The 24,096-nt window shown below is 51.6% G+C and carries 20 protein-coding genes; 1 reads left to right on the forward strand and 19 read right to left on the reverse strand.

Annotated features, from left to right (window positions below):
- Window positions 1-8: 8 nt before the first annotated feature.
- The 19 genes from sigG to mraZ form a co-directional block, all read right to left on the reverse strand.
- Complete coding sequence (gene sigG / locus AC15IQ_RS06935; protein ID WP_483178141.1) at window positions 9-779, reverse strand: RNA polymerase sporulation sigma factor SigG; 771 nt, start codon at window positions 777-779, stop codon at window positions 9-11.
- A gap of 162 nt (window positions 780-941) precedes the next feature.
- On the reverse strand, window positions 942-1,631 hold the full coding sequence (sigE, locus tag AC15IQ_RS06940; protein ID WP_483178616.1) for an RNA polymerase sporulation sigma factor SigE: 690 nt from the start codon (window positions 1,629-1,631) through the stop codon (window positions 942-944).
- Window positions 1,632-1,675: 44 nt separating this feature from the next.
- Window positions 1,676-2,554 (reverse strand): sigma-E processing peptidase SpoIIGA, encoded by an 879-nt coding sequence (locus AC15IQ_RS06945; RefSeq protein ID WP_483178142.1) that lies wholly within the window; start codon window positions 2,552-2,554, stop codon window positions 1,676-1,678.
- Between the two features lie 241 nt (window positions 2,555-2,795).
- Window positions 2,796-3,878, reverse strand: a complete 1,083-nt coding sequence (ftsZ, locus tag AC15IQ_RS06950; RefSeq protein WP_483178144.1) for a cell division protein FtsZ — start codon at window positions 3,876-3,878, stop codon at window positions 2,796-2,798.
- Window positions 3,879-3,898: 20 nt separating this feature from the next.
- Window positions 3,899-5,116 (reverse strand): cell division protein FtsA, encoded by a 1,218-nt coding sequence (ftsA, locus tag AC15IQ_RS06955; RefSeq protein WP_483178146.1) that lies wholly within the window; start codon window positions 5,114-5,116, stop codon window positions 3,899-3,901.
- An 87-nt stretch (window positions 5,117-5,203) separates the two neighbouring features.
- Complete coding sequence (locus AC15IQ_RS06960) at window positions 5,204-5,539, reverse strand: small basic family protein (protein WP_483178147.1); 336 nt, start codon at window positions 5,537-5,539, stop codon at window positions 5,204-5,206.
- A 3-nt stretch (window positions 5,540-5,542) separates the two neighbouring features.
- A complete protein-coding gene (locus AC15IQ_RS06965; RefSeq protein WP_483178149.1) occupies window positions 5,543-6,262 on the reverse strand; it encodes a DUF881 domain-containing protein in 720 nt (239 codons plus the stop codon).
- A 28-nt stretch (window positions 6,263-6,290) separates the two neighbouring features.
- Window positions 6,291-7,031, reverse strand: coding sequence for a cell division protein FtsQ/DivIB (locus tag AC15IQ_RS06970; protein WP_483178151.1), 741 nt, complete (start codon window positions 7,029-7,031; stop codon window positions 6,291-6,293).
- Between the two features lie 97 nt (window positions 7,032-7,128).
- On the reverse strand, window positions 7,129-8,394 hold the full coding sequence (gene murA, locus AC15IQ_RS06975; RefSeq protein ID WP_483178153.1) for a UDP-N-acetylglucosamine 1-carboxyvinyltransferase: 1,266 nt from the start codon (window positions 8,392-8,394) through the stop codon (window positions 7,129-7,131).
- A gap of 19 nt (window positions 8,395-8,413) precedes the next feature.
- A complete protein-coding gene (gene murC / locus AC15IQ_RS06980; RefSeq protein WP_483178155.1) occupies window positions 8,414-9,784 on the reverse strand; it encodes a UDP-N-acetylmuramate--L-alanine ligase in 1,371 nt (456 codons plus the stop codon).
- A gap of 130 nt (window positions 9,785-9,914) precedes the next feature.
- Window positions 9,915-11,006, reverse strand: coding sequence for an undecaprenyldiphospho-muramoylpentapeptide beta-N-acetylglucosaminyltransferase (murG, locus tag AC15IQ_RS06985; RefSeq protein WP_483178157.1), 1,092 nt, complete (start codon window positions 11,004-11,006; stop codon window positions 9,915-9,917).
- A gap of 49 nt (window positions 11,007-11,055) precedes the next feature.
- Window positions 11,056-12,159, reverse strand: coding sequence for a putative lipid II flippase FtsW (gene ftsW / locus AC15IQ_RS06990; RefSeq protein WP_483178159.1), 1,104 nt, complete (start codon window positions 12,157-12,159; stop codon window positions 11,056-11,058).
- Between the two features lie 34 nt (window positions 12,160-12,193).
- Window positions 12,194-13,552 carry a UDP-N-acetylmuramoyl-L-alanine--D-glutamate ligase gene (gene murD / locus AC15IQ_RS06995; protein WP_483178160.1) on the reverse strand — a complete coding sequence of 453 codons (1,359 nt, stop codon included), beginning with the start codon at window positions 13,550-13,552 and terminating at the stop codon, window positions 12,194-12,196.
- Window positions 13,553-13,571: 19 nt separating this feature from the next.
- Window positions 13,572-14,546: a phospho-N-acetylmuramoyl-pentapeptide-transferase gene (gene mraY, locus AC15IQ_RS07000; RefSeq protein ID WP_483178162.1), complete on the reverse strand. Its 975-nt coding sequence runs from the start codon at window positions 14,544-14,546 to the stop codon at window positions 13,572-13,574.
- A 22-nt stretch (window positions 14,547-14,568) separates the two neighbouring features.
- Complete coding sequence (locus tag AC15IQ_RS07005) at window positions 14,569-16,044, reverse strand: UDP-N-acetylmuramoyl-L-alanyl-D-glutamate--2,6-diaminopimelate ligase (RefSeq protein ID WP_483178163.1); 1,476 nt, start codon at window positions 16,042-16,044, stop codon at window positions 14,569-14,571.
- A 52-nt stretch (window positions 16,045-16,096) separates the two neighbouring features.
- On the reverse strand, window positions 16,097-18,214 hold the full coding sequence (locus AC15IQ_RS07010; RefSeq protein ID WP_483178165.1) for a stage V sporulation protein D: 2,118 nt from the start codon (window positions 18,212-18,214) through the stop codon (window positions 16,097-16,099).
- Window positions 18,215-18,240: 26 nt separating this feature from the next.
- On the reverse strand, window positions 18,241-18,648 hold the full coding sequence (locus AC15IQ_RS07015) for a hypothetical protein (RefSeq protein WP_483178166.1): 408 nt from the start codon (window positions 18,646-18,648) through the stop codon (window positions 18,241-18,243).
- An 89-nt stretch (window positions 18,649-18,737) separates the two neighbouring features.
- Window positions 18,738-19,673, reverse strand: a complete 936-nt coding sequence (gene rsmH / locus AC15IQ_RS07020; protein WP_483178168.1) for a 16S rRNA (cytosine(1402)-N(4))-methyltransferase RsmH — start codon at window positions 19,671-19,673, stop codon at window positions 18,738-18,740.
- A 6-nt stretch (window positions 19,674-19,679) separates the two neighbouring features.
- Complete coding sequence (gene mraZ / locus AC15IQ_RS07025) at window positions 19,680-20,102, reverse strand: division/cell wall cluster transcriptional repressor MraZ (RefSeq protein ID WP_483178170.1); 423 nt, start codon at window positions 20,100-20,102, stop codon at window positions 19,680-19,682.
- A 1,143-nt stretch (window positions 20,103-21,245) separates the two neighbouring features.
- Between mraZ and AC15IQ_RS07030 the strand changes: the two genes are divergently transcribed.
- Window positions 21,246-23,882 (forward strand): FAD-dependent oxidoreductase, encoded by a 2,637-nt coding sequence (locus AC15IQ_RS07030; RefSeq protein WP_483178172.1) that lies wholly within the window; start codon window positions 21,246-21,248, stop codon window positions 23,880-23,882.
- The last annotated feature ends 214 nt before the right edge of the window (window positions 23,883-24,096 follow it).

Here is a 24,096-nt window from a genome sequence, read left to right on the forward strand (position 1 = left end):
TACCACCTTCAGATATATTTTTTGAGCTGTTTTAAGGCGGCTTTTTCCAGGCGTGAGACCTGTGCCTGGGAAATGCCGATTTCATCAGCTACTTCCATCTGTGTCTTGCCGGCGAAAAAACGCAAGTTCACAATATGCTTTTCCCGTTCATTGAGCTTTTTCATGGCCTCTTTGATGCTGATCTCCTCTAACCACAGGTCGTCGGTGTTTTTGTCGTCACTGATCTGATCCATGACCAGAATCGGGTCGCCGCCATCATTATAGATCGGTTCGAACAGTGACACCGGATCCTGTATAGCATCCAGGGCGAACACCACCTCTTCACGAGGTAGTTCCAACTCCTTGGCGATCTGCACCACGGTAGGTTCGGAGGAATTATCCGAAACCAGCCGTTCCCTGACCTGCAGGGCTTTGTAAGCGATGTCGCGCAGCGACCGTGATACCCGCACCGGGTTGTTGTCACGCAGGTAGCGCCGTATCTCGCCTATGATCATCGGCACCGCGTAGGTTGAAAATCGCACATTCTGGCTCAGGTCGAAATTATCTATAGCCTTGATCAGTCCGATGCAACCCACCTGAAACAGGTCATCCACGAATTCGCCGCGATTACTGAATCTCTGAATGACACTCAAAACCAGACGCAGGTTGCCCTGTATCAGCTTCTCCCTGGCCTGCTGCTCTCCCGCTTGAAACTCTTTAAACAACACTCTCATCTCATCGTTTTTCAATACGGGAAGTTTGGAGGTATTGACCCCGCATATCTCAACTTTATTGATCAAGCTGGCTCCTTCCCTTCTCTGCAACATTGTCCCTGGTAAATCATAAAAAATAGTGCCTCATAAAGCACTAAATTCCCTTATATTAAATTGTTTACGCCACAGCCAGGATTTATTCGTTCTTGATGAGGGGCAGAACATTAAGCCTGCCCCCTTATTCAGACCTTATTCGATCTTTCTGATTTCACGCTGCAGCCTTTTAAGGATTCTCTTTTCCAGGCGAGAGATATACGATTGCGAAATACCCAGGATGTCGGCTACTTCCTTCTGAGTCTTTTCCAATCCGTCCCCTAAGCCAAAACGCAGTTGTATAATAGTCTTTTCTCGACTGCTCAGCTTATGCATGGCCTGCCACAGCAGGCTCTTTTCCACCTCATGTTCAATGCGCTTGTAGATCATGTCCCCGTCAGTCCCCAGCACATCTGATAGCAGCAGTTCATTGCCGTCCCAGTCCACATTGAGCGGCTCATCTAATGAAACCTCGCCACGGTTTTTAAGGTTGCGGCGCAGGTACATGAGGATCTCGTTTTCGATGCAGCGTGAAGCATAAGTGGCCAGCTTGATATTTTTCTTGGGTTCGAAGGTATTGACAGCTTTGATCAAACCGATGGTGCCGATGGAAACCAGGTCTTCGATATTGATGCCGGTGTTTTCAAATTTCTTGGCGATGTATACCACCAGGCGCAGGTTGTGTTCGATGAGTTTGGACTTGACCCCCACATCTCCCTGCTCCAGGCGCGAGATCAGACTCATCTCCTCGGTTTCTTGCAGGGGTGGAGGCAATACCTCAGTCGAGCCGATGTAATGGATGAACTGCGGTATGCGCTTTTTGATGTACAAGCGGATCAGGCTCATCTGACAGTTCTTCAACAGGTCTCTGATTCCCATGCCATTTCCTCCTATCCTTCCACCATATCCGCAGGGATCAAGAGTTGGTAATTGCCCTGCGGATTCAACTGCTCGCGATAGATCCCCACCACTGCGTTTCTATGCAAGATGTCTTTAGAGCCGATGTTCAATACCACCTCGTCAGCGCGGACACCCAATAACATTCCGTTTTTTCTGCCGATGGAAGAGAAGGGTATCAATCTCAGGCGATTGGCCCAACTGCTATTCATGATCTGTTCCAGCATGGCCTCCTCGCTCTGAGTCCCTTCCATCATGTGCTGCAAATCCTGAGGCAGACAGGACTTGATAAGTGCATACTCGGCCACGATCACCGGTCTTCTGGTCAATGGGTCTTTGAGTGCGTTGCCAGTGTCCACGAAACCATGCCCGCAGCAGTGCTGTTTGCCAAAACGCAGATCCACCTGAAATTTGAGCAATCCCGGCAGAAGATGGTCCTTGACGTAGCGGCCAGCGAATAGGCCGATGGCCAGTGCGGCGAAGACTGCCACCAGAATCCAGACGGCCGGGAAAAGACTTTCGATCACAGTGCCGGCCAGCAGTGAGGATGCTGCGATGGTGGCGCCGGCTACGGTAAAATTGATCAGGTAGAAGTAAAGCAAAACCTTGCCATAATCCTGCCAGCGGCCTGGTCTGATGGCCAGCATGACCATGAACAGGGAAAAAACGATTTTACCGGTCAGGCTAAAGAGAGGATTCCCTCTGAGCCACACATAACCGACCGCATAGGCCGCACCCAGGGCTGCTGCCACCGCCAGGCGGGCGTGATTGGGCCTTAAGCCGGACAACCGGGATGTCGCCCACAGGATAACGAAATCCATTATAAAATTATTAAGGAAGGTCAAGTCCAAATACACTTTAGAATCGCTCAATTGCCCTCACCTTGATATGAAAAGATCCTTCCGCTTGACAGCTGTCAGCTTTAATCACTATAAACATTCATATTCTAAGACCTGCGACGGTATGCTTACCAGATTATACCAGACCTGGTTAAAAGAATTTGTTGGATTTGCTTTGCATTTAGCGCTTTCTTATTCCTCTAAAAAACAAAAACCGGGAATAAAGCATTCCCGGTTGTATCCTGGTTATTTGGCCGTTCAGTCTGGTCCAGACCTATCTGTCAGTGCGTTTGCGGCTGCGTAAAAAGGGTGGTATCTCCAGGTCGCCTTTTTCCGCAAAGGTAGGCGGGGCTTCAATACCGCTGCGGCTGCTCTTGCTGGTTTCGCCCAATCTGGGCTTATAGGCGCTGAATCCGGTGGCGATCACGGTGACGCGCACCTCGTCTTCAAGGCTCTCAATAATATTGGCTCCGAAGATAATATTAGCTTCAGCATCGACTGCCTGATGAATTATCTCGGCGGCTTCATAGATCTCAAACAAGGTGAGGCCTCCTCCCCCGCTGATGTTGAACAAGACCCCTTTGGCCCCATCGATGGAGGTCTCCAGAAGCGGGCTGGATATCGCCATGCGAGCTGCTTCTGCGGCGCGGTTTTCACCTTTGGCGGTGCCGATGCCCATCAATGCTGAACCAGTGTTTTTCATTACGGTTTTCACATCGGCGAAGTCACAGTTGATGACTCCCGGCACCGCGATGAGGTCGGAAATGCCCTGCACGCCCTGGCGAAGAATGTCATCGGCAATACGGAAGGCGTCATTAAAGGCGGTGTTCTTCTCAACCACCTGCAAGAGGCGGTCATTGGGAATAGTTATTAAACTGTCCACTTCTTCGCGCAGGTTATGTATGCCGCTCTCGGCCTGCGAGTTCCGTTTGCGGCCTTCAAAAGTAAACGGCCGGGTCACTACGCCTACGGTAAGTGCACCCAGCTCCCTGGCTATACGCGCGATTACCGGCGCTCCACCAGTGCCGGTGCCTCCGCCCATTCCTGCGGTGACGAAAACCATGTCAGCGCCCTGCAGGGCCCTTTTGATTTCATCAGCATTCTCTTCTGCGGCCTTGAGGCCGATCTCCGGGTCGGCACCCGCACCTAAACCCTTGGTCAGCTTTTCACCCACCTGTATCTTCTTGTCGGCTTTGGAGATCCACAATGCCTGTGAATCAGTATTAACGGCTACAAACTCAACCCCTTTTAATCCGGCTTCAATCATGCGGTTTATGGCGTTGTTGCCGCCGCCGCCGATTCCTATGACCTTGATATCAGCAAATTGTTGCATCTCAACGTCAAAATCCAGTGGCATTAAAAAACCTCCTCTGTCCTTTACCTAAAAAAATCCTTATACCATTCGCCCATTCTGTCAAATAAACTTGACAGGCCACGTTTGTTTTCGATTTTGTGGGGCTCAATGTGCCGGGCTGCACAGATCAATCCCCCTATTACCGCGCCATAGCACGGTTTGCGGTATTCTCCCGCCAGTCCCGGAACCCGGTCGGGATAACCCAACCTCACCGGTATCCCCAGATATTCCTCGAATAAGTCCGTCATCCCAGTAAGTTTAGCGCCCCCTCCGGTCAGAACTATCCCTGCCGGAATCCTCTCCAGCACATCGGATTGCCTCAGTTCAGCATACACCATTTGAGCGATTTCCAATACCCGGGCAGAGATAATTTCTGTCACCAACTGCTGAGAAACCTGGCGCCCAACCTGACCCTGGACGTCTTTGATATCGATCAAATCTTCATCCCCATCATCACCTGCCGGAGAATAGTTGAGGTCGCTGCGTTCTTTCAGGCAGGCCGCTTCTTGCAGCGAAGTCTTGAGGATGATAGCCAGATCCCTGGTTATGTGTTCTCCGCCCAGAGGCAGCACCGCAGCACACAACAGACTGCCGCGTTCGAACACGCTTACATCGATGGTTCCGCCCCCGATATCGACCAGGGCTACCCCCATCTCCATCTCGGTGGGCATTAATACTGCTTCACAATCCAGCAGTGGATTGAAAACCAGCCCTTCGACCTCCAGGTTGATCCGGCTGGCACTGCGCTGTAAATTCTGTACCGCGGCGATAGCCGCTACCACCACCGTAATCTCAGCTTCCAAGCGGCTTCCCACCATGCCAATCGGTTCTTTGACACCATCGTATCCATCGATGATGTACTGTCGTTCCACGGTCTGCACGATGCCTTTGTCAGGAGGTAAAGAAATGGTGCAAGCCGAATGCAGAACCCGGTTCTTGTCCTCCGGTGAAATTTCATAACTGGGGGTTCCGACGGCTACCACGGTATGATTATTCAAGGTTGAAAGGCTGGTTCCGGAAAAACCGATCAAAGCCCCGCTTATCTCCACACCGGTCAGCCTCTCCAAGGCGTTCAAAGCTTCTTCCATGCCCTGGGCGGCCGCTTCGATATCAACTATGTGTCCTTTTTTAATTCCCTTGGCGGGCAAGGACGAAATACCCAAAACGTTTATCTGATCTATTGCCACCACTTCAGCCATGGCGGCTTTGATGGTGTGGCTCCCTATGTCCAGGGCAACCACTATATGGCGGTTCCTGATAGTGATTCCCCCTCACTTTAAGGTCTACATAGAAATACCACAAAATCCTGAATATCCCTTTATTTGAGTCTAATATTTTTTCATGAGATATCGACGAATTATTGCCATATTTTGGAACAATCGCACTCCAAAGACCAGCACTGCGGCCAGATAGAGATCGACCCCCAGGCGGTCCCCCAGATAGGCCATACCTGCCGCCAGGAGAGCATTGACCACAAATCCGGTAACAAAAATGGTGCTATCGAAGCCGTCCTCCATATAAGCGCGGATGCCCCCCAATACGGAGTCCAAAGCCGCCAGGATAGCAATAGACATATATTTCGCGTATACCACCGGAAATAGCACCGGCATCTGCAATCCGATAAATACCCCTATCAATAAACAAAAAATTACTAGCAGCCACATCTCTTATTGCGCCTCATTCGCTTGTTCTACCGGCACCGCATGGGTGAACTTCATAATCCCGTTGTAGCCCGGCAATTCCATGTTGTCAGTTTTCTGCAGATTGGTCTGGACACCCAGGATTTTCAGGGTTTCCAGGTGGCCGCCCCTGATGTTCAATCCGCTGGTCAGCATATCCGGATCGCCGATAGCCTTGATCACATATGGGGGCCCGATGCGAACCCAGTTTACTAATATTAAAGTTCCGGCACATCTGATTTCTGAAACCGCAGTCAGGCGCTGTTCATTGATTGCGATTGCTTCCGCACCCGAGGCACGCATCTCGTTGACCAGGGTCAACAAATCGTAATCATGTACGATACCATAGTTGGGATTCTCCCCGGTCTGCAAGGTGTGGGTGCTGTCGTTTAAAGTCAGCACTATTCCAGGCCCGCTTACGGCCACCTTTCCTGCCGCCATATTGGCTTTGATCACCTCATCATGCATGTCCGCCATAGCCTGATTGTCCTGGCGGATGTTCTGCAGTTTGTCACGCAGACTCTGCACTTCCTCCGCTAGCGTATCGCGCTGCTTGGTGACCTCGTAAAGTTGTTGGCTCAATTCCTCCATTCGCCCCGGCATCAGGGTGTCGTTTATATTCTCCTGGGTTTTGAACTGTATGGCCAGCATAATGCCCAAGATAATACAAATAACTGCAATTGTGATTTGTGCACTGCGGTTGCGCATTTCTTGTACCTTCTTACCTACTCCTTGATTAGTCCAGCGTTTTCACTACCGGCTGACCCTTAAAACGTAAATCAACATAGCTTAAGCCAGTCTGGCCCTGTTCTTCATAATCCTCCTCGATACTTATGATCTGCACCAGCGACTGCACTTTTTCATCCAGCCGTTCCAGACCCCCGAATTTAATCTCAGTCCCTCTGTTGGTATACAAGACCAATTCTTGGCTGGCATTCACATAATGATAATCAGAGATGTCGGCCCGGCTCTCGGCCGGTATGGCATCCCACACCCGACGTACAGAGGAAACCGCTTCCTGGTCAAAAACTTGTCCCAACACCACCTGCTCTGGTTGCTGGTCCAAAGTAATTATACAATATTGATCTGCGGAAAATGTATTAATCTTATCGAGGACGATCCCGTCCATATCCAGGCACAAAAATGCGCCCTGATACGGCGTTAAGGCCCAGGCCTGGCGCTCTTCAACCTGGATCTCCAGATGCCGGGGCCAATGCCTGATCACTTTGACCTCCTTGACCATGGGGTGCACCCGCAGGGCATGGCTGATCTGATTTCCATCCACCGAAAAGATATTTTGGCCGATATGCAGCCCGGAGAGGCGGATGACCTCCGCTGAACCCAATTTGTCCGCCCCCTGGACCGTGATTACATCGATATAGAAGAAAGAACTATGCACAAAAAGGAAAAGCGAGAGGAGTGTAACCAACAGGAAAACCGTATACTTTACCAAACCGTTATACCATAGATTCTTCATTTGCTGCCTCTGCCCCAGATTGATGTGATAGATTATAGCAGAATTCGGTAGGAAAATCATCTTTGGGAACGGATTTCCTGCTTACTAAGATCAAAAATTATCGGCTGCCGGCTGCAGTCCTGCGTTCTATATCTGCACCGAGTTTCTGCAGTTTGCAGTGCAGTTTGTCATATCCCCGGTCAATATGTTCTAGTGTTCCAACCCGGGTCTCCCCGCGAGCCCTTAGTCCGGCTAAGACCAGAGCTGCTCCGGCGCGGAGATCACTAGCCTCCACAGCCGCCCCTTCCAGTTTTTCCCGGCCTTTAATTATGGCCACCCGGCCTTCTATCTTTATTTCCGCCCCCATCCTGCGCAATTCGTGTACATGCATGAAGCGGTTCTCAAAAATAGTCTCCACCACGATGCTGGTCCCCGGCACGGTCGACATCAAGGCCATCATCTGCGGTTGCATATCGGTGGGAAAACCGGGATAGGGCATGGTCTTAATATCGGCGCTGTGCAGAGCTTGATGGCCCGAAACCCTGACCCAGGAACCATTAGTACTGATATCTACACCGATTTCGCGCAGCTTGGCGACCAGGGATTGGATATGTTCCAAGACGATATTATCGATCATCACATCACCATGAGTAATAGCTGCCGCTACCATGAAAGTCCCGGCTTCGATACGGTCAGGAATCACGGTGTGTTCCACCCCATGCAGTTTGCTCACTCCCTCAATGCGGATTGTATCCAGGCCTGCGCCGCGAATTCTAGCGCCCATGCGGTTGAGGAAATTCTGCAAGTCTATGATCTCCGGCTCGCGGGCAGCGTTGCGCAGGGTGGTTATGCCCGGGGTCAATGCGGCTGCCATCATAATGTTTTCGGTTGCTCCCACACTGGGGAAATCCAGCAGGGTCTCCTGGCCGCCGAGTTTTTCAGCCTCGCCGTACATGACTCCGCACTCCTCAGTGATGTTATATCCCAAAGCTCTGAATCCCTTGAGATGCAGGTCCATGGGACGGCTGCCGATGGCGCACCCTCCCGGATAGGCTACCGCAGCCCTCTTATAGCGGGCTAGCAATGCCCCCATCACCAGGTTCGAAGCCCGCATCTTTCTGGACATATATTCCGGAAGTTCGATGCTATTCGCATTGCGGGTATCTATAATCAATACGTCATTTTCTCTTTCAACTTTCGCCCCTAACAACCTGAGAACATCAGACATGACATTGATGTCCTCCAGATCAGGTACACCGCATAAAACAACTTCGTCAGCCGCCATTAAGGTAGCGGCCATAATCGGCAGGGAGGCATTCTTGGAACCGCTGATATGAACTTGGCCTTTTAGGGCTTTGCCCCCCCTGATCAAATAGTTATCCAACCTAGCACCTCCACAGGCGTCATAACTTTTCCAAAATATTTTTGCCCAACTTCCAAATATCCCCAGCCCCCATAGTAATGATAAGGTCACCGGGCTGGGAACACTCAGCCACCAGGGGAACAACGGCTTCCTTATCGGGCACATAATAAACCCGGGCTTCAGCCCCGCAGGCAGCGTTATACACAGTCTGCGAGCTGACCCCTGGAATAGCTGCCTCACCGGCAGAGTAAATATCAGTAATTATGACCGTGTCAGCCCCAGTAAGCGATTTGCCCAGCCTCTCACCCATAAGCTGGGTGCGGGTAAAGCGATGGGGCTGGAAGATCACCGTAAGGCGGCCTTGATGAGCCTGCCGGGCTGCCGCGATAGTGGCTGCAATCTCGGTAGGGTGATGGGCGTAATCATCTATGACGGTAATGTCATTCTTGCTGCCCACCAGGTGAAAACGGCGCTTGGCACCGCTGAATTCCTGCAAGGCACGAAGAGCCGATTCATAGGGCAGGCCCAGCTCACAGACCACCGCCACCGCAGCCATGGCATTGAGGGTGTTGTGCCATCCCGGCACCGACAGCTGCAGACTGCCCAGGTGCCGCCCCTGGTGGTATACCTGGCAATGAGAACCCATCATCCTGGCTTCCCAGTCGGTGAAATAATAGTCATTGTTTTCCGCTGCCCCGTACCTGACCACACGGGTGGCGATTTCATCATCAAGCAATTGCTGCACCTCGGGATCATCCCCGCAAACCAGTGCCAGACCGCCTGCCTTGACCCGGTCGAAATAGCGCCGGAAGGCCTGACGGATATTTTCCGTGGAGCCATAATAATCCAGGTGGTCATCCTCGATATTGGTAATCACCGCGATATAGGGCGTAAGCTCCAGGAATGAGGCATCACTCTCATCGGCTTCCACCACTGCGTAATTGCTCTGGCCCAGCCGGGCGCCCAGCTGACTGCCCTGCAATTCTCCTCCCAGGATAAAAGTCGGGTCTTGCCCGGCGCCACTCAACGCCTTATACACCATTGAAGTAGTAGTGGTTTTACCATGGGCTCCGGCTATAGCAATAGTCTGCATATTGTTGACCATTAAGGCCAGCATCTGACCTCTCTTGAGGATAGGAATGCCTGCTTGTCGGGCAGCTGCCAATTCACTGTTGTCTTGAGGAATAGCTGAAGAAGCCACCACCAAATCAACCCCGGGCTTAAGGTTTGCGGAGGAATGCCCCATATACACAATAACACCCTGGTCAGCCAATTTTCTGGTAACTTCAGAACTCTGCAGATCCGACCCGCTGACCTTGATACCCTGTTCAGCCAGTACCTTGGCAATGCCGCTCATTCCGGCTCCTCCGATTCCCACCATATGCACCCATTGTGCCGACGAGGCGGTCATTTCCTCATCTCCTTCCTCCTGCTGCTATCTACACCTTATAGTATGCTTGATTGCTAAAAGTGGTTACACTGTGTAACCTAAACCCGTTCGTATTAAGGCCTGTCCTGATAAATCGCAGAATCGTCCTGCTTTAGGACAATATGATATCCAGGATATCATCTAAGGCCTGCGGTCTAGCCTCCCGTTTGATATGGGCGGCCATATTCCGCAGCATTTCGGGCTGATGCCTGAGCCCTTGTATTTTTTCATAAAGAGTATCCCCATCCAGGAACTCGTCGATAATCATCTCCACTGCCTTTTTTTCCAGCAAAGCCCGGGCATTTTTTTCCTGGTGGTTATCACTGGCATAAGGATACGGCACCAGAATAGCTGGCAGGCCGAGAACAGCCAACTCACTCAAGGTGCTGGCTCCGGCCCGGCATAAGGCCAGATTGGCTGCCGCCAGAGCATCTTCGATATGGTCCAGATACGGTTTCATCACCAGTTTGATGTGACTCTGCTCCAGTTGCAGAGCTTTGACCTGTTCGACCAGTTCCTCATACTGCTTGTTTCCCGTCATCCAAATAATCTGAGATCGTTCACTGCGCGATCTATCCAAGTAACCCAGCATAGCCCGGTTGATGCTGGCTGCACCCTGGCTTCCGCCGAACACCACCAGGGTGAATAGCTGGGGGGTGAACCCCCACTTGCGGTAGGCCTCGTCCCGCCTTACGGTGGTAATCGCCTGGCGCACCGGCAAACCAGTGATCTCTATACGCTTTGCCTGCAAATACTGGGCAGCTTCTTCAAAAGTCAGCATGACGCAATCCACCCGGCTAGCCAGGTTGCGGTTGGCCAGACCCGGCTGGGCATTCTGTTCATGAATAAATGAGCGGCACGAAAAAAAAGTGCTGGCCAGCACCACCGGGAATGAAGCATATCCTCCTGTGCCAACCACCACATCCGGTTTGAAATCTTTAATTATATCCCAGCCCTGAAAGAAGCTTTTGGGGAATTTGACCAGCGATTTGGAGGCTTTGAGCATTGAGGAGCGGTCTATGCCTGAAATGTCGACTTCCGCGTAATCAAATCCCCTTTCGGGCACTATTTTCTTCTCCATGCCTTGTTTGGAACCTACATACAGTATCTTTGCCTCAGGGATGCGTTGGCGCACTCCTTCAGCAATAGATAAAGCCGGGTAGATATGCCCCCCGGTGCCTCCGCCGCTTATAATCAATCTCATTATTGATCGCCTCACTCTTCAAGCTTGCTGAACAGGACTGCTTTGCCTGTCATCGGTTGGAGCTATACCTGGAGATATTGAGCAGCAAACCGACCCCAATCATAGTGAACAATAGTGACGAGCCGCCATGACTGATAAACGGCAGGGTTATACCGGTTACCGGCAATACCCCGCATACCACTCCTATGTTGATCGCGGCCTGGAAGGTAATCATCACTGTCAAGCCTGTTGCCAGCAGGCTGCCGAAAGTGTCAGGGGCATTGATGGCGATTTTGAATCCCCGCCAGGCAAACAAGAGAAACAGTGAAATCACCAATATCGCCCCTAAAAAGCCGAGTTCCTCACCTAATATGGCAAAAATGAAGTCGGTGTGCTGTTCCGGCAGATAGAAAAATTTCTGGCGGCTGCGTCCCAACCCCATGCCAAAAAGCCCTCCCGATCCCAGCGCATACAGCGATTGAATGGTCTGGAAGCCCTCATCGCTGGCGTATTTCCAAGGGTTGGTGAAGGCTATCAGCCTCTCCAGGCGATATGGGGCTACCACAATGGCTGCGAACACTGCTGCCATGCCTGCGGCAGCAATACCTCCCAGATGGCTCCAGCGCATACCTGCCGCCATCATCATAAAGAATATGGTGGCAGCCACCACAAAAGTAGTCCCCAGGTCAGGCTGCAGCATAATCAACCCGCATACCACGCCCATTATGGCCAGGTAGGGTACCACCCCTTTCATGAAATCCTTCATCTTATCCAGGTTCACTTCCATGGTACGGGCCAAAAACATAACCGTGGCCAATTTAGCCAGTTCCGAAGGAGCGAAAAGGCGCGTGCTGCCTATGCCTAACCAGCGGCTGGAGCCTTTGGTGGATATCCCCAGAGGTGTTATTACCAGGATCAAACACGTTAAAGCTATGATCATGGCGGGCAAGGCCAATCCCCGTAATTTCTGATAATTGATCTTCATGGTAATCAACAGTGCGGCGATGCCGATTACCGACCATACAATTTGGCGCTTGAAGAAATAATAAGCATCCCCATAGCGGACACTTGCGGTGACCGCACTGGAACTGAACACCATAATCAATCCTATTCCCAACAGGGTCAAGGCGGTTATAAAAAGAATCAGATCAGGCGGTCCTTTTCTTAATCTCAAATGTATGCCTCCCGCATTACCTACTCTCCCTATGCTACTGCGGCTTCACCAGACTGCAGAACAAGTCTCCGCGTTGTTCATAATTGAGAAACATATCCCAACTGGCGCAGGCTGGTGACAACAACACCACATCCCCGGGCTGGGCTTTCCGCCTGGCCGTATTGACCGCATCAGTCAGGGTTTCTACCTCATATATATTCTGGAAATCAGCATCCATGACTGCCCGGCGAATCTCTGCGCGAGCTTCTCCCAGCAGGATCAGGGTTTTGACCTTTTGCTTGATCGAATGCGCCAATTCGTCAAAGCTGCTGCCTTTACTGCGGCCTCCGGCGATGAGGATGATGGGCCGGCTGAAGGCATCCAGGGCTTTTATGACCGAATCCGGATTGGTGGCCTTGGAATCATTAATATATAAAACCCCATCAATATCGGCAGCCTCTTCCATGCGGTGCCGCACTGCACAGAAGGTTTTGAGAGCTGAGCCGATCACCTCCGCGGACACCCCGCAGCAGAAGGCCATGCCCGCTGCGCAGAGAATGTTTTCCATATTGTGCCGACCCCGTAACAAGACCTCCTGCTGGTTGCAAATGGGGTAAGTCACTCCTGCGCTGGTAATCACGATGCGGCCGTTATCGAGATAGACACCCTCTTCAACCGATTGTTGTTGGGAAAAAAACCAGACCCGGGCCGGGCACTGGTCCGCCATCTGGCGAATCACCTCATCATCATAATTCAAGAGGGCAAAATCCTCCCGGCTCTGATTTTTGAAGATGCGGGCTTTGGCAGCGGTGTAGGCCTGCATGGTCTTGTGCCTATCCAGATGATCCGGGGTGATATTGAGCATACCAGATACCCCGGGCTTAAATTCATGGATGGTCTCTAATTGAAAACTGGACATCTCCACGACAATAATGCCGTCGGTCATCTCCTCTACCAGCCTGGTCAGGGGAGTACCGATATTGCCTCCGGCGGCTGCCTGGCGACCGTCAGCCTGAAGGATGTATTCCAAAAGTGCGGTGGTGGTGGTTTTGCCATTGGTGCCAGTCACAGCTAGCATGGTAAGCTCAGGTTGCTTGATTTGATAGGCCAGTTCCACTTCCCCAATTACGGGGAGGTTACAGGCCAGGGCTTGCTGAAAAGGCTCTATATCCAGTGATATACCTGGGCTGGCCACTAGCATATCATAAGTGGCGGAGCTTACTGGCGGGTAGCCTCCGGTATATATTTTCACACCAAGTCGCTCTAGGGAAGCGATCAACTCGGGGTCAAAGCTTTCTGATGGTTTCAGGTCGCAAGCCTCCACCTGGGCTTGACAATGGGTAAGTGCAATTGCGGCCGCCTGCCCGCTTTTACCGAGCCCCACTACCAAAACGCGTTTATTAAATAGTTCCAATAATTTCACTCCATTCTGATTACCACAAGGCTTTGAGGCTGATTATGCCCAGAACCGCACTGGCCAGGCCACCAAGCCAGAAGGCCCTTACCACCTTCTGTTCGGACCAGCCTTTCAATTCGAAATGGTGGTGCAGCGGCGCCATAAGAAACAAGCGCCGACGGGTGATCTGAAAGGAGATCACTTGCAAGACCACACTCAGTGTCTCGATCACATATACTAATCCCACCAAGATTAATATCAGCTCAGTGCCGGTCAGGGCTGCCATAGCTGCCACCGCCCCGCCCAGAGCCATCGACCCGGTATCTCCCATAAACACCCGGGCCGGATAATGGTTGTAGATCAAAAAAGCCAGGCAGGCGCCGCACAGGGCTCCAGCGAAGGTCATAATCTCCGGGTGACCGGTCAGCCAGGCTATGATCGCATAGGCCAGAGACACAAAGACGGTTACCCCGGCTGCCAGGCCATCCAGGCCATCGGTCAGGTTGACTGCATTCGATGAGGACACTAAGACAACTATCAAAAACAAAATATATCCGCCGGCCATCAGATCCAGGCTGTATCCGCTAAAGGGGATCAGAATCTGCGAGCCGCGGTCGAAATAATAAATCAAAGCCAGGCCGAAGAGCAGCCCGATTAAGAGCTGAAGCCCCAGTTTTTCGCGGGCACGCAAGCCCAAGGAGCGTTTTAATACCACTTTGATATAATCATCCCAGAAACCTATAGCCGCCAGGGCAATCATCACCAATACTGCGGTCAATGCTTTCAGTTCAGATCCGGCCATTATGAAGGTGGCCACCATCACTCCGGTTATGATCATGACCCCACCCATAGTAGGAGTGCCGGCCTTGGCCATATGCCGCTTGGGGCCGTCATCGCGTATGTTCTGACCGAATTTGAGCCGGGTCAAAAGTGGTATTATCAGGGGCCCCATACCTGCAGTAACTGCGAAGGCTATCGCTGCAGCCAGCGCAGTATGCCAAATAGCTTCCATCGTCACGTCTCCTGCCTTGAAATTAAGCCTTAACCAGTTCGTTCAGCACCTTCTGCGCCACCTTGCGGTCATCAAAGTCCAGGCGCTGTCCCTTAATAAGTTGATAGGTCTCGTGGCCTTTGCCGGCGATGATGACCAGGTCGCCAGGCCGGGCTAGATGTATACCGTGTTTTATGGCCTCGGCCCGGTCTGAAATAATGGCATAGCGGGAATGAGGCACTTTTTCCAATCCGGGTACGATATCGGCGATTATGGCCTCAGGTTCCTCACTGCGGGGATTATCGGAGGTCACCACACAGAAATCACTGTACTGTGCCGCTATCTCTCCCATCAATGGCCGTTTGCTGCGATCACGGTCCCCGCCGCAGCCGAATACCGTAATCAATCGGGTGGTGGTCAGTTCCCGCCCGGTCTGCAGTATATTCTCCAGGCCATCAGGGGTATGGGCATAGTCTACCACTACCGTAAAATCATGGGAAGAGAAGACTTGCTCGAAGCGTCCTGGTACGCCCTGGACTTTGGCCAGAGCCCGGGTGATAATTTCCGGCGAAATGCCTTCAGCCAGGCCCACGGCAATCGCCGCCAAAGCGTTATAGACACTAAACATGCCTATAAGGTGCATCTTCACCTCAAAGCAAACCGTCCCATATCTCACTGTAAAACTGGTCCCTTTAAGGCTGATGTCGATATTCTCAGCCCGCACCCCGGCATCGCCTTGAACCCCGTAGGTATAAACCGGGCCTGAAGCAGCAGCCAGGAAAGCGGCGGCGTTAGGGTCATCGCGGTTCACGACGCAGAAATGGGGGGCTGTAGGCGGGATCATGCCAAACAACTTCAATTTGGCTGAGAGGTAATTATCCATATTCTGATGGTAATCCAAATGGTCCTGAGTCAGGTTGGTAAATACCGCCGCATGAAAATGGATGCGGTCCACCCGGTTTAGACTCAAGGCATGGGAAGAAACCTCCATGACCAGAGATTGAGCACCCTTATCCCGACACAGGTCCATAAAAGATTCGATTTCCAACGCTTCTGGGGTGGTGTGTCCTAAATCCACATTATAGTCACCCACCCGGGCGTACAGAGTACCCATGATGGCGGAAAGACAACCTGCTTCTTCATAAATGGCCTGTATCAGGTGGGTAGTGGTCGTCTTGCCGTTAGTCCCGGTAACTCCTACAACTCTCAAATCGCGGCTGGGCTCTCCATAAAAACATGCTGCCAAATCGGCCAGCACCGCCCGGCTGTTAGCTACAGTAACCACCGGGATATCCTCCGGGATGTGATCCACCTCCTGTTGGGCAACCACCGCAGCAGCACCGGCTTCAACAGCTGCAGCAATATATAGGTGTCCATCGGTCTTAATACCGGGGATAGCTACAAACAGTGCACCCGGTGCAACCTGACGGGAATCATAAGCGATCTGTATGATGTCGGGATTGCCGTCGGTGGAAATTGATTTGATGTCGAGTCCTTTGAGAAGATCCAACAGTTTCATGCACAAACCTCTCCATCCTCTGGTTTCGCTACATATTTGCCTGTCACTGATATCATTCGCCCACCGGCTGGAATTTTACTGTCACCGTCGAGCCCCCGGTTATCACCTTGCCAGGGTCGGGACTCTGCTGGTAGGCCAGCCCGTATCCCTCCGGCATAAGATGCAGACCCAGGTCGGATAATATCTTGGCTACCTCCCGCATGGATTTACCTTGCAGGTCAGGCACAGTCACCGGCCCGCCATGATTAGTCCTGTCTACCGCCGAAAGGCTGATTATGACCTGCTGTCCGGGTTTCAGTTTTGTGTCCGCCCGGGGGGTCTGCTGCCACACTACATTGCCGCTGCCGTTGACTTTGGTCTGCAGGCCTCGAGCCCTTATGGCGGCAGTTGCCTCTTCCAGCGGCAGGTTGACTACATCTGGAACAACAGCCATTTCCTCTTGTGGTAGGGTTTGCTCTGCATTGCCATCTTTATACATGGGCTCTTCCAGATAACGCAGGGCATCCTGCATTATATTCTTAAATACCGGAGCTGCAACCCAGCCTCCATAATAAGGATAACCTTGCGGGGCATCAACTGCTACAAAACATAACAGACGCGGTTTATGGGCCGGGGCATAGCCGATGAAGGAAGCCACATATTCATTGGACAGGTACCCCCCCCCAGGTGCTATCTTCTGCGCGGTACCGGTTTTCCCCCCGGCGCGGTAACCCTCAATGTAGGCATTTCTTCCGGTGCCGTTGATGACTTCTCCCTCCAAGATTGTAGAGAGGCGCTTGGCAGTTTCCTCAGTAATCACCCGGCGCACCACGGTGGGCTCATTCTGCTGCACTATCTGGCCGTCGGCGCTCACCACCTGTTTCACCAGGTAAGGTTTCATCAGATTGCCCCCATTGGCTACTGCAGCCACCGCGTTGCAAAGCTGAATCGGAGTGACGGCATTAGCCTGCCCCATGGACATAGTGGCCAGGTCGATCTGTTTGGCACGGGACTGCGGTACCAAAATCCCTGAAGCCTCTCCCGGCAGGTCGACGCCGGTAATCTGTCCGAAGCCGAAAGCATGGAGATAATGATAATATTTTTCCATACCCAGGGTCAAACCCAGCTGCACAAACGAAACGTTACAGGAATTCTCCACTATCTGCGCGAATGTTTGCTGTCCGTGGGCCTTATGGTCAGTGCAGCCGATTGTCTCTTTGCCCACTTTAGTTGATCCAGAGCAATAAAAAGGAGTATTCTCATTGACGATAGCCTCCTGCAAAGCCATGGCAGCGGTGGTTATCTTCATGGTGGAACCGGGTTCATAGGCGTTGCTGATGGCCCAATTGCGGCGGCTGCTGGCCGGGTAATCCCCGAATTTATTGGGATCAAAAGTGGGGCGATTGGCCAGAGCTAGTATCTCCCCGCTATTAGGGTCCATCACCACGACAGTAGCGGCCTTGGCCTGGCGTTCTTTAAACACCTTATCCAGTTCGCGTTCAGCTATATATTGAATGGTCTCATCGATAGTGAGGATGAGGTTGGAACCGTCCACGGGGGGCACGAAATCATGCGTAGCCTCGGGAATCGGACGGTTGGCTGCATCGTGTTCAATGACGATACGGCCCTTTACTCCGCCCACCAAATCATTGTACTGGTAATCGATACCCTCCAAGCCGGTGTTATCCACCCCGGAAATACCTAGAACATGCGCTGCCAGGGTGCCTTTGGGGTAATAGCGACGGCTTTCTTCGGTTAGTCCGATCCCGGGGAGGTCAAGCTGCCGGATCTGTTGGGAGATCTCAGGTTCGATCTGGCGTTTGATCCACTCGTAGGAACTTCGGCGGGTAATGCGCTCATACAGCTTGTTTTCATCCATCCCTAAAAGGGACGCTAGTTTTTGGGCTACTTCCTGCTCGCGTTTGCTGGCTAATACCTCGGCGGGAATGGCATAGACTGAGTCAGCGCTGACTGAGATGGCCAGGTCATGGCCGTTGCGGTCGTATATGATGCCTCGTTTGGATTCCACCGGAACATCGCGAGTGCGGTTCTGGGCTGCTTTTTCGGACAATTCCGCCCCGCGCACAAACTGCACCCAGAACATCCTTCCTCCCAGAATAAAAAAACCCAGGGTAAATAGCAAAAAAAGCGTGGCAATACGCTTTCTGACCAGCAGACTGGTAGTATGCATTGTGACGCACCTCGTTTATTAGTATATCAATGACTGTGCTCTGCGAGCTGTACCAGACTGGCGTAAATCTTATGCAGGGTTTTATCCTCATTATGGCTTACGGTCACCGGGGTGGAAACTTCTACAGCACTGCCGGATACCTCGGCCTTGGCTACTTTGATATTCTGCTCCGGTCTATACATGCCCAGATTGGCAATGGCATACTGCTCCACATAATCCAGAGAGACCTGCTTCCCTATCTCATATTGAAGACGCTGGTTGGTTGATTCCAGGTGACGAATCTCACCCTCAAGCTGCACAATCTGATAGCCCAAGGTAGAAGCTTGCAAGCACAAGAACACCAGGACTAATCCATACACAAATGCTGCCACGCCTAGCTTAGCCAGCAGTTTCCCCTTTGACACCTTGCGGTAGGTCTTCTTAACTCTTTGCACCCTGGGTAGCTCCTGTTGGGGTTGTGGCGCCTCCCAGCTGTTTGTGTATTGATATTCCGCCTGTACCATGCTTATTCTTGCCTCCTGTCTCATAGAACTGCTATCTTCCTGGCCACCCGCAGTTTGGCGCTGCGGGAACGGGGGTTGAATTCAGATTCGTCCTCCCCTGGGGCAATGCCCCTTCTTGTCACCACCTCGAGGTTGGGTCGGTAATTACAATTACATACCGGCTGTCGCGGAGGACATATGCAGGTTCTGGCCTGCTCAATAAAAAACTTCTTTACTATACGGTCTTCCAGCGAGTGGAAGCTGATGACACACAGCCTGCCTCCTGGCTTCAAGGCCTGCACCGCCTTGGGGAGAGCTTCCTCCAGGGCATCCAGTTCCCGGTTTACAGCAATGCGCAGAGCCTGGAAGGTCCTCCGCGCGGGGTGCTTTTCCTTACGGTAGCGAGCCGGAACGGCCTGTTTGATGATTTCAGCCAACTGCGTAGTAGTCTGTATAAACTGACTTTCGCGATATTTTACAATCGCCCTCACGATCTTCCGGGCGAATCTCTCTTCGCCATAAGTAAAAATGATATGGGTCAGTTCCGCCGGGCTGAGCTGATTGACCAGATCTGCAGCAGATACAGGTTGACTGCGGTTCATCCTCATATCCAGTTGCGCCTCTTCATGATAGCTGAAGCCGCGTTCCCGTATATCCAACTGAAATGAGGATACTCCCAGGTCCATCAGAATGCCTTCCGCTTGCCCCTGTTCCTCAGGGGTGAGGAAACGGTCCAAATCCCGAAAGTCTCCGTGTACCAGGCGCAGTCCCGGATGAGACAGTGTTGCCGCAGTTTGCTGCAATATCTCGCTGTCTTTATCTATGGCCAGGATACTGGCCTCAGCAGATAGGTGTTCCAGCAATTGCCGCAAGTGTCCGCCGCCGCCTAATGTACAATCAATGTAAAAACCCTGACGGTCACCTAGCCAGTAATTAATGACTTCATCCCGCAGAACCGGTATGTGCACGCTTTTCACCCACTCCTATATCCCCAGCCCGTCAGCTATTTTGGCTACGGTGCTGGCAGTTGCTTGATTATAGCGTGCCCAGTTTTGCACAGACCAAATTTCAACCCGGCTCCCCACTCCGACGATCAAGAAATCCTTATCTATTCCGGCATATTCTCGCAGGTGGGCCGGCAATACCGCCCGTCCATTTTTGTCAGTCTCAAGTTCGGCCGCGCCGGAAAAGAAAAAGCGCTCAAAGGAACGGACATCCCCGCTGGTAAACGGGAGCTCGCGCAGTTTGTTAGCCAGGCGCTGCCATTCTTCCAGGGGATAGATGAAAATACAGTTGTCCAGTCCCTGGGTGCAGACAAAAGCCTCGCCGAGTTCGTCTCTGAACTTGGCGGGAATGGTTATTCTGCCTTTATTATCCAGTGAGTGCTGGTACTGACCCAAAAACATCCGGTTCGCCCCTAGGTTTGTTATCGAGTGGGATAGTAAACCACTTTACACCACTTTATACCACTTTTCTATTCTAGGTTGGGAAATCGTTCCCCTGCTTTGTGAACATTGGAACAAGTGGCGCTTTCTGTCAGGTTAAACGGGGAAAATTGGAAATATCGCGAGATTATAGGGTTTGTGTTGTTTTTGGGTTGCCAGGCAGCGCAATTATTTTACAAAAATCGTACCATTCGCATAATAAAACCAGGAAATTATTCCCAACAAATATTTATTTAATTTAGGCCTTAAGTATGATGAAGGGAATATCACACATGGCTGATTTAGGCGATAAAAACATTGCATATCCCAATTTATGTCCGATATTGATAGCCGTTCAAACCGCCTGAGTTGATTCGACACAGTGTCGGCGCACCTCAAAGGCCTCTTGCACCCCTAACTGACAAGCAACTTCTTATGGTCCGTAATTATCTTGGCCTATAAGCCAGGTTTGAAAGTGTTGTTACATGGCGTTTAAACATGCTTTAGCTCTATACGCCAGCCTTACTCTCGTAATATATGCAGTATGTGGCGGAGTCTGTCTTTTGTTTGGGCACAGTGGCTCGGCATATTCAGCTTGAGGGGGTTATGCCCAAACCAACTGCTGCGCAAGCTGCTAATATTCATCACTAATCTATGAGCGCAGATGGGCACAATCATCGCCGGGGCTGACATTATTACGAAGCTGTTTGGAAAGGTCGGTAAGCATTAACATTTGGGATTCGCGATTTAGGTAAATTGGTTTTTGTAGTTCTGCTATTTTGCAGCATGCTTCTTGGGGGTATCAGGGGAGGGATTTCCCGTATCACATCACGCGTTGTCACACCACATCATGCCGCTGAAGAATGGGGCTGCATCACAATCTGCATAAAGAAATTATAGTTTGGTAGAGATTAACTGTCATTGATAGTATCTGGTTTGTTCCAGCCTGATGGATTATAATTGGGCCAAGCTTGGCTACACGATCAAACTTTTTCTAAAATACTTTGATTTTGACTAGTTTTTGCCAAGTTCACAAGGAAACCTGGTGAGAATATTTGACTCCAATGTGAGCCAAAAGCAACCTAGGTATATGGCTGAGATTAATCAATTGAGAGGAGTTAGCCTATGACAGCAATACCTATGCAAGATGGTGTTTATTGGGTGGGGGTGCGCGACCCCGAACTTCGGATTTTCGATGCAGTCATGACCACCGACGTCGGCACCAGTTATAATGCCTATCTGATTAAAGGCAGCCAAAAAACGGTGCTGATGGAGGTATGCGAGGACAAGTTTTTTGACCAGTATGTGGCCAATGTCAATAGTGTTGCCAACCTTGCCGATGTCGATTATCTGATCATGAATCATACTGAACCGGATCATTCTGAAGCGGTTGCCAAATTGCTCGACCTTGTGCCTAACCTGACGGTCCTGGGCAGTCAAACCGCGCTCAGCTTTCTGCGGGAAATCACCAATAAACCGTTCAAAGCTCAGGAGGTAAATGACGGCGATCGACTGGATTTGGGCGGGAGAACCTTGCGCTTTATCAGCGCTCCTTTCCTGCACTGGCCGGACACCATTTATACTTATCTGGAAGAGGATCAAATCCTTTTCACCTGCGATTCGTTCGGTTCGCATTATCCCGATGAACGCCTTTTCAATGATTTGCTGGAAAGCAATTTTCTCACCCCCTATAAAGAATATTTTGACGCTATCATCGGGCCATTCAAACCTTACGTTTTAGAAGCCCTGGACAAGATCAAAGACCTTCCTCTGGCTATGGTGGCCCCCGGACACGGCCCGGTTTTGCGTAAGGACATCGACCGTTATATCGATCTGTACCGGCAATGGTCAACTAGAGAGCCTATTCCTAAAAGTGACAAGCCCAAAATCGTTTTGGCATATCTCAGTATCTACGGTTTTACTGAAAAATTGGCCGACAGCATCATTGACGGGGTAAGCAGTATCGGAGATTTTGATATCAGGAGATACCGCTTGATAGAAGACAAACTTGACGACCCGGAGCTGTTGGATAGGATTGCGGAGGATCTGTTAGATGCCAGCGGGTTTCTGATCGGGTCAAATACCGTTAATGGCGATGCCCTGCCCCAGGTCTGGAGGCTGCTCAGCCGTCTGTCTCCGCTATCTCATGGGGATAAAGTGGCCATGGCCTTCGGTGCCTATGGATGGAGCGGGGAAGCGGTGCCCAGCATAGAAAACCGCCTGCGGGCCTTGCGCATGCAGGTTATGCCCGGCTTGCGGATAAGGTTTAAACCAGGTCAGGGCAACCTGGAGGATGCGTTCATGCTGGGTATGGATTTTGGACGGGCCATTCTGGAAAAGAGACAGGATAAATCCGTGCAGCGCTGGCGCTGCCTGGTATGCGGACATATTCATGTGGGGGCTGAACCGCCTGCGGTGTGCCCGGCCTGTGGAGTGGGACCGGAAAACTTCGTGCGCGAGTCCATAGAAGATGAATTTATCAACGACACCCAGGATAAATTCGTGATTGTTGGCGGGGGTATTGCCGCCCTGTCGGCCGCCCAGGCCATTCGCAAGCGCAACCGCAGCGCGGCCATCCTGATGCTGAGTGAAGAGGAATATAAACCGTATTACCGGCCGGCCTTATCTGATCTGCTTAGTGAAGATCTGCCCGATAATCGGCTTTACGTATTTGATTCGGCCTGGTATGAAGACAACCGAGTGGAACTTAAAACTAAAACCCGGGTGGTAAAGATTGAACCGGACCAGCAAGTAGTGGTCACAGAGCAGGGAGAGAACATCCCTTACACCAAATTGATTTATGCCACCGGGGCGCGCAGCAACATCCCACCTTTTAAAGGGCTGGAAAACCGCGGCGTTTATAGCCTGCGCAGCCTGTCAGATGCCTTGCTCCTGAAGGAAGCCATCAAAGCGGCTAAGAAGACAGTAGTTATCGGCGGGGGCGTGCTGGGGTTGGAAGCGGTATGGGAAATGGCCTCTAGCGGGGTTGAGGTAGCGGTGGTGGAGTACAGCCAGCGCATTATGCCCCGTCAGTTGGACGAACCGTCCTCCCTGCGTTTGCAGCAGTTGATGGAGGCTAAAGGGGTAAAGCTGTACCTGGGCCTGGGCATCGAGGAAATCGTGGGCGACGGCCAGGTGCAGGGCGTGCGCCTCAATGACGGGCAGTTGTTAGAAGCGGACCTGGTGCTATTATCGACCGGGGTCAAACCTAATGTGGAATTGGCACGGGAGGCTGGTATTGAAATGGCTCAAGGGGTGGTGGTGGACAACCAGATGCGCACCAATCTGCCCAATATCTATGCGGCTGGGGACTGCGCCCAGTTTGGTGACCGGCTGGTGGGACTATGGCCGGTTTCGTTGGAGATGGGGCGAATAGCCGGAGCCGCTGCCGCTGGTGATTGGCTGGAATACAAGGCTCCCCTGTTGTCAACTATGCTGGCTGCTTTTGATATGGAGGTATTCTCAATCGGAGACGTCAATCTGCCCTCTGACCAATGCCGGATAGTGGAAGTCCAAGATCCGGTGGAGAACTTCTTCAAGCGCAGCTATTTCAAAGATGGGGTTTTAGTGGGAGAAATCATCATTGCCCCGCGGGTGGACACAACTCAATCAATGCAGAGTCTGGGCAAAGACAGCAGCGGGAAGAAACGCAGCAATCACTGGAAGTGCCGGGTCTGCGGCTATATACATCAGGGGCCCGAACCTCCCGATTTCTGCCCGGTATGCGGTGTTTCAAAAGACATGTTTGATCCTGTAATATGACCTGTGACAAGGGAAGCAGACTGTGTGAGACGCCTGAATCCAATCGGCGAGAAATAAACGACGCAGAGCAATATCCACCTGATTGTATACCAGGTTAAATGCCGTTCTGCTCTTTTTCGGTATGTTTGGGGTTCATTGTCCTTTAAGCCTTGGAATTACCGATATAAAGTCGACATAACATTAAGGACATATGCTGATATTGACCGTACTGAAA

This window comes from Syntrophomonas sp. DTU019, assembly GCA_913757435.1.
Classification (GTDB): domain Bacteria; phylum Bacillota; class Syntrophomonadia; order Syntrophomonadales; family Syntrophomonadaceae; genus DTU019.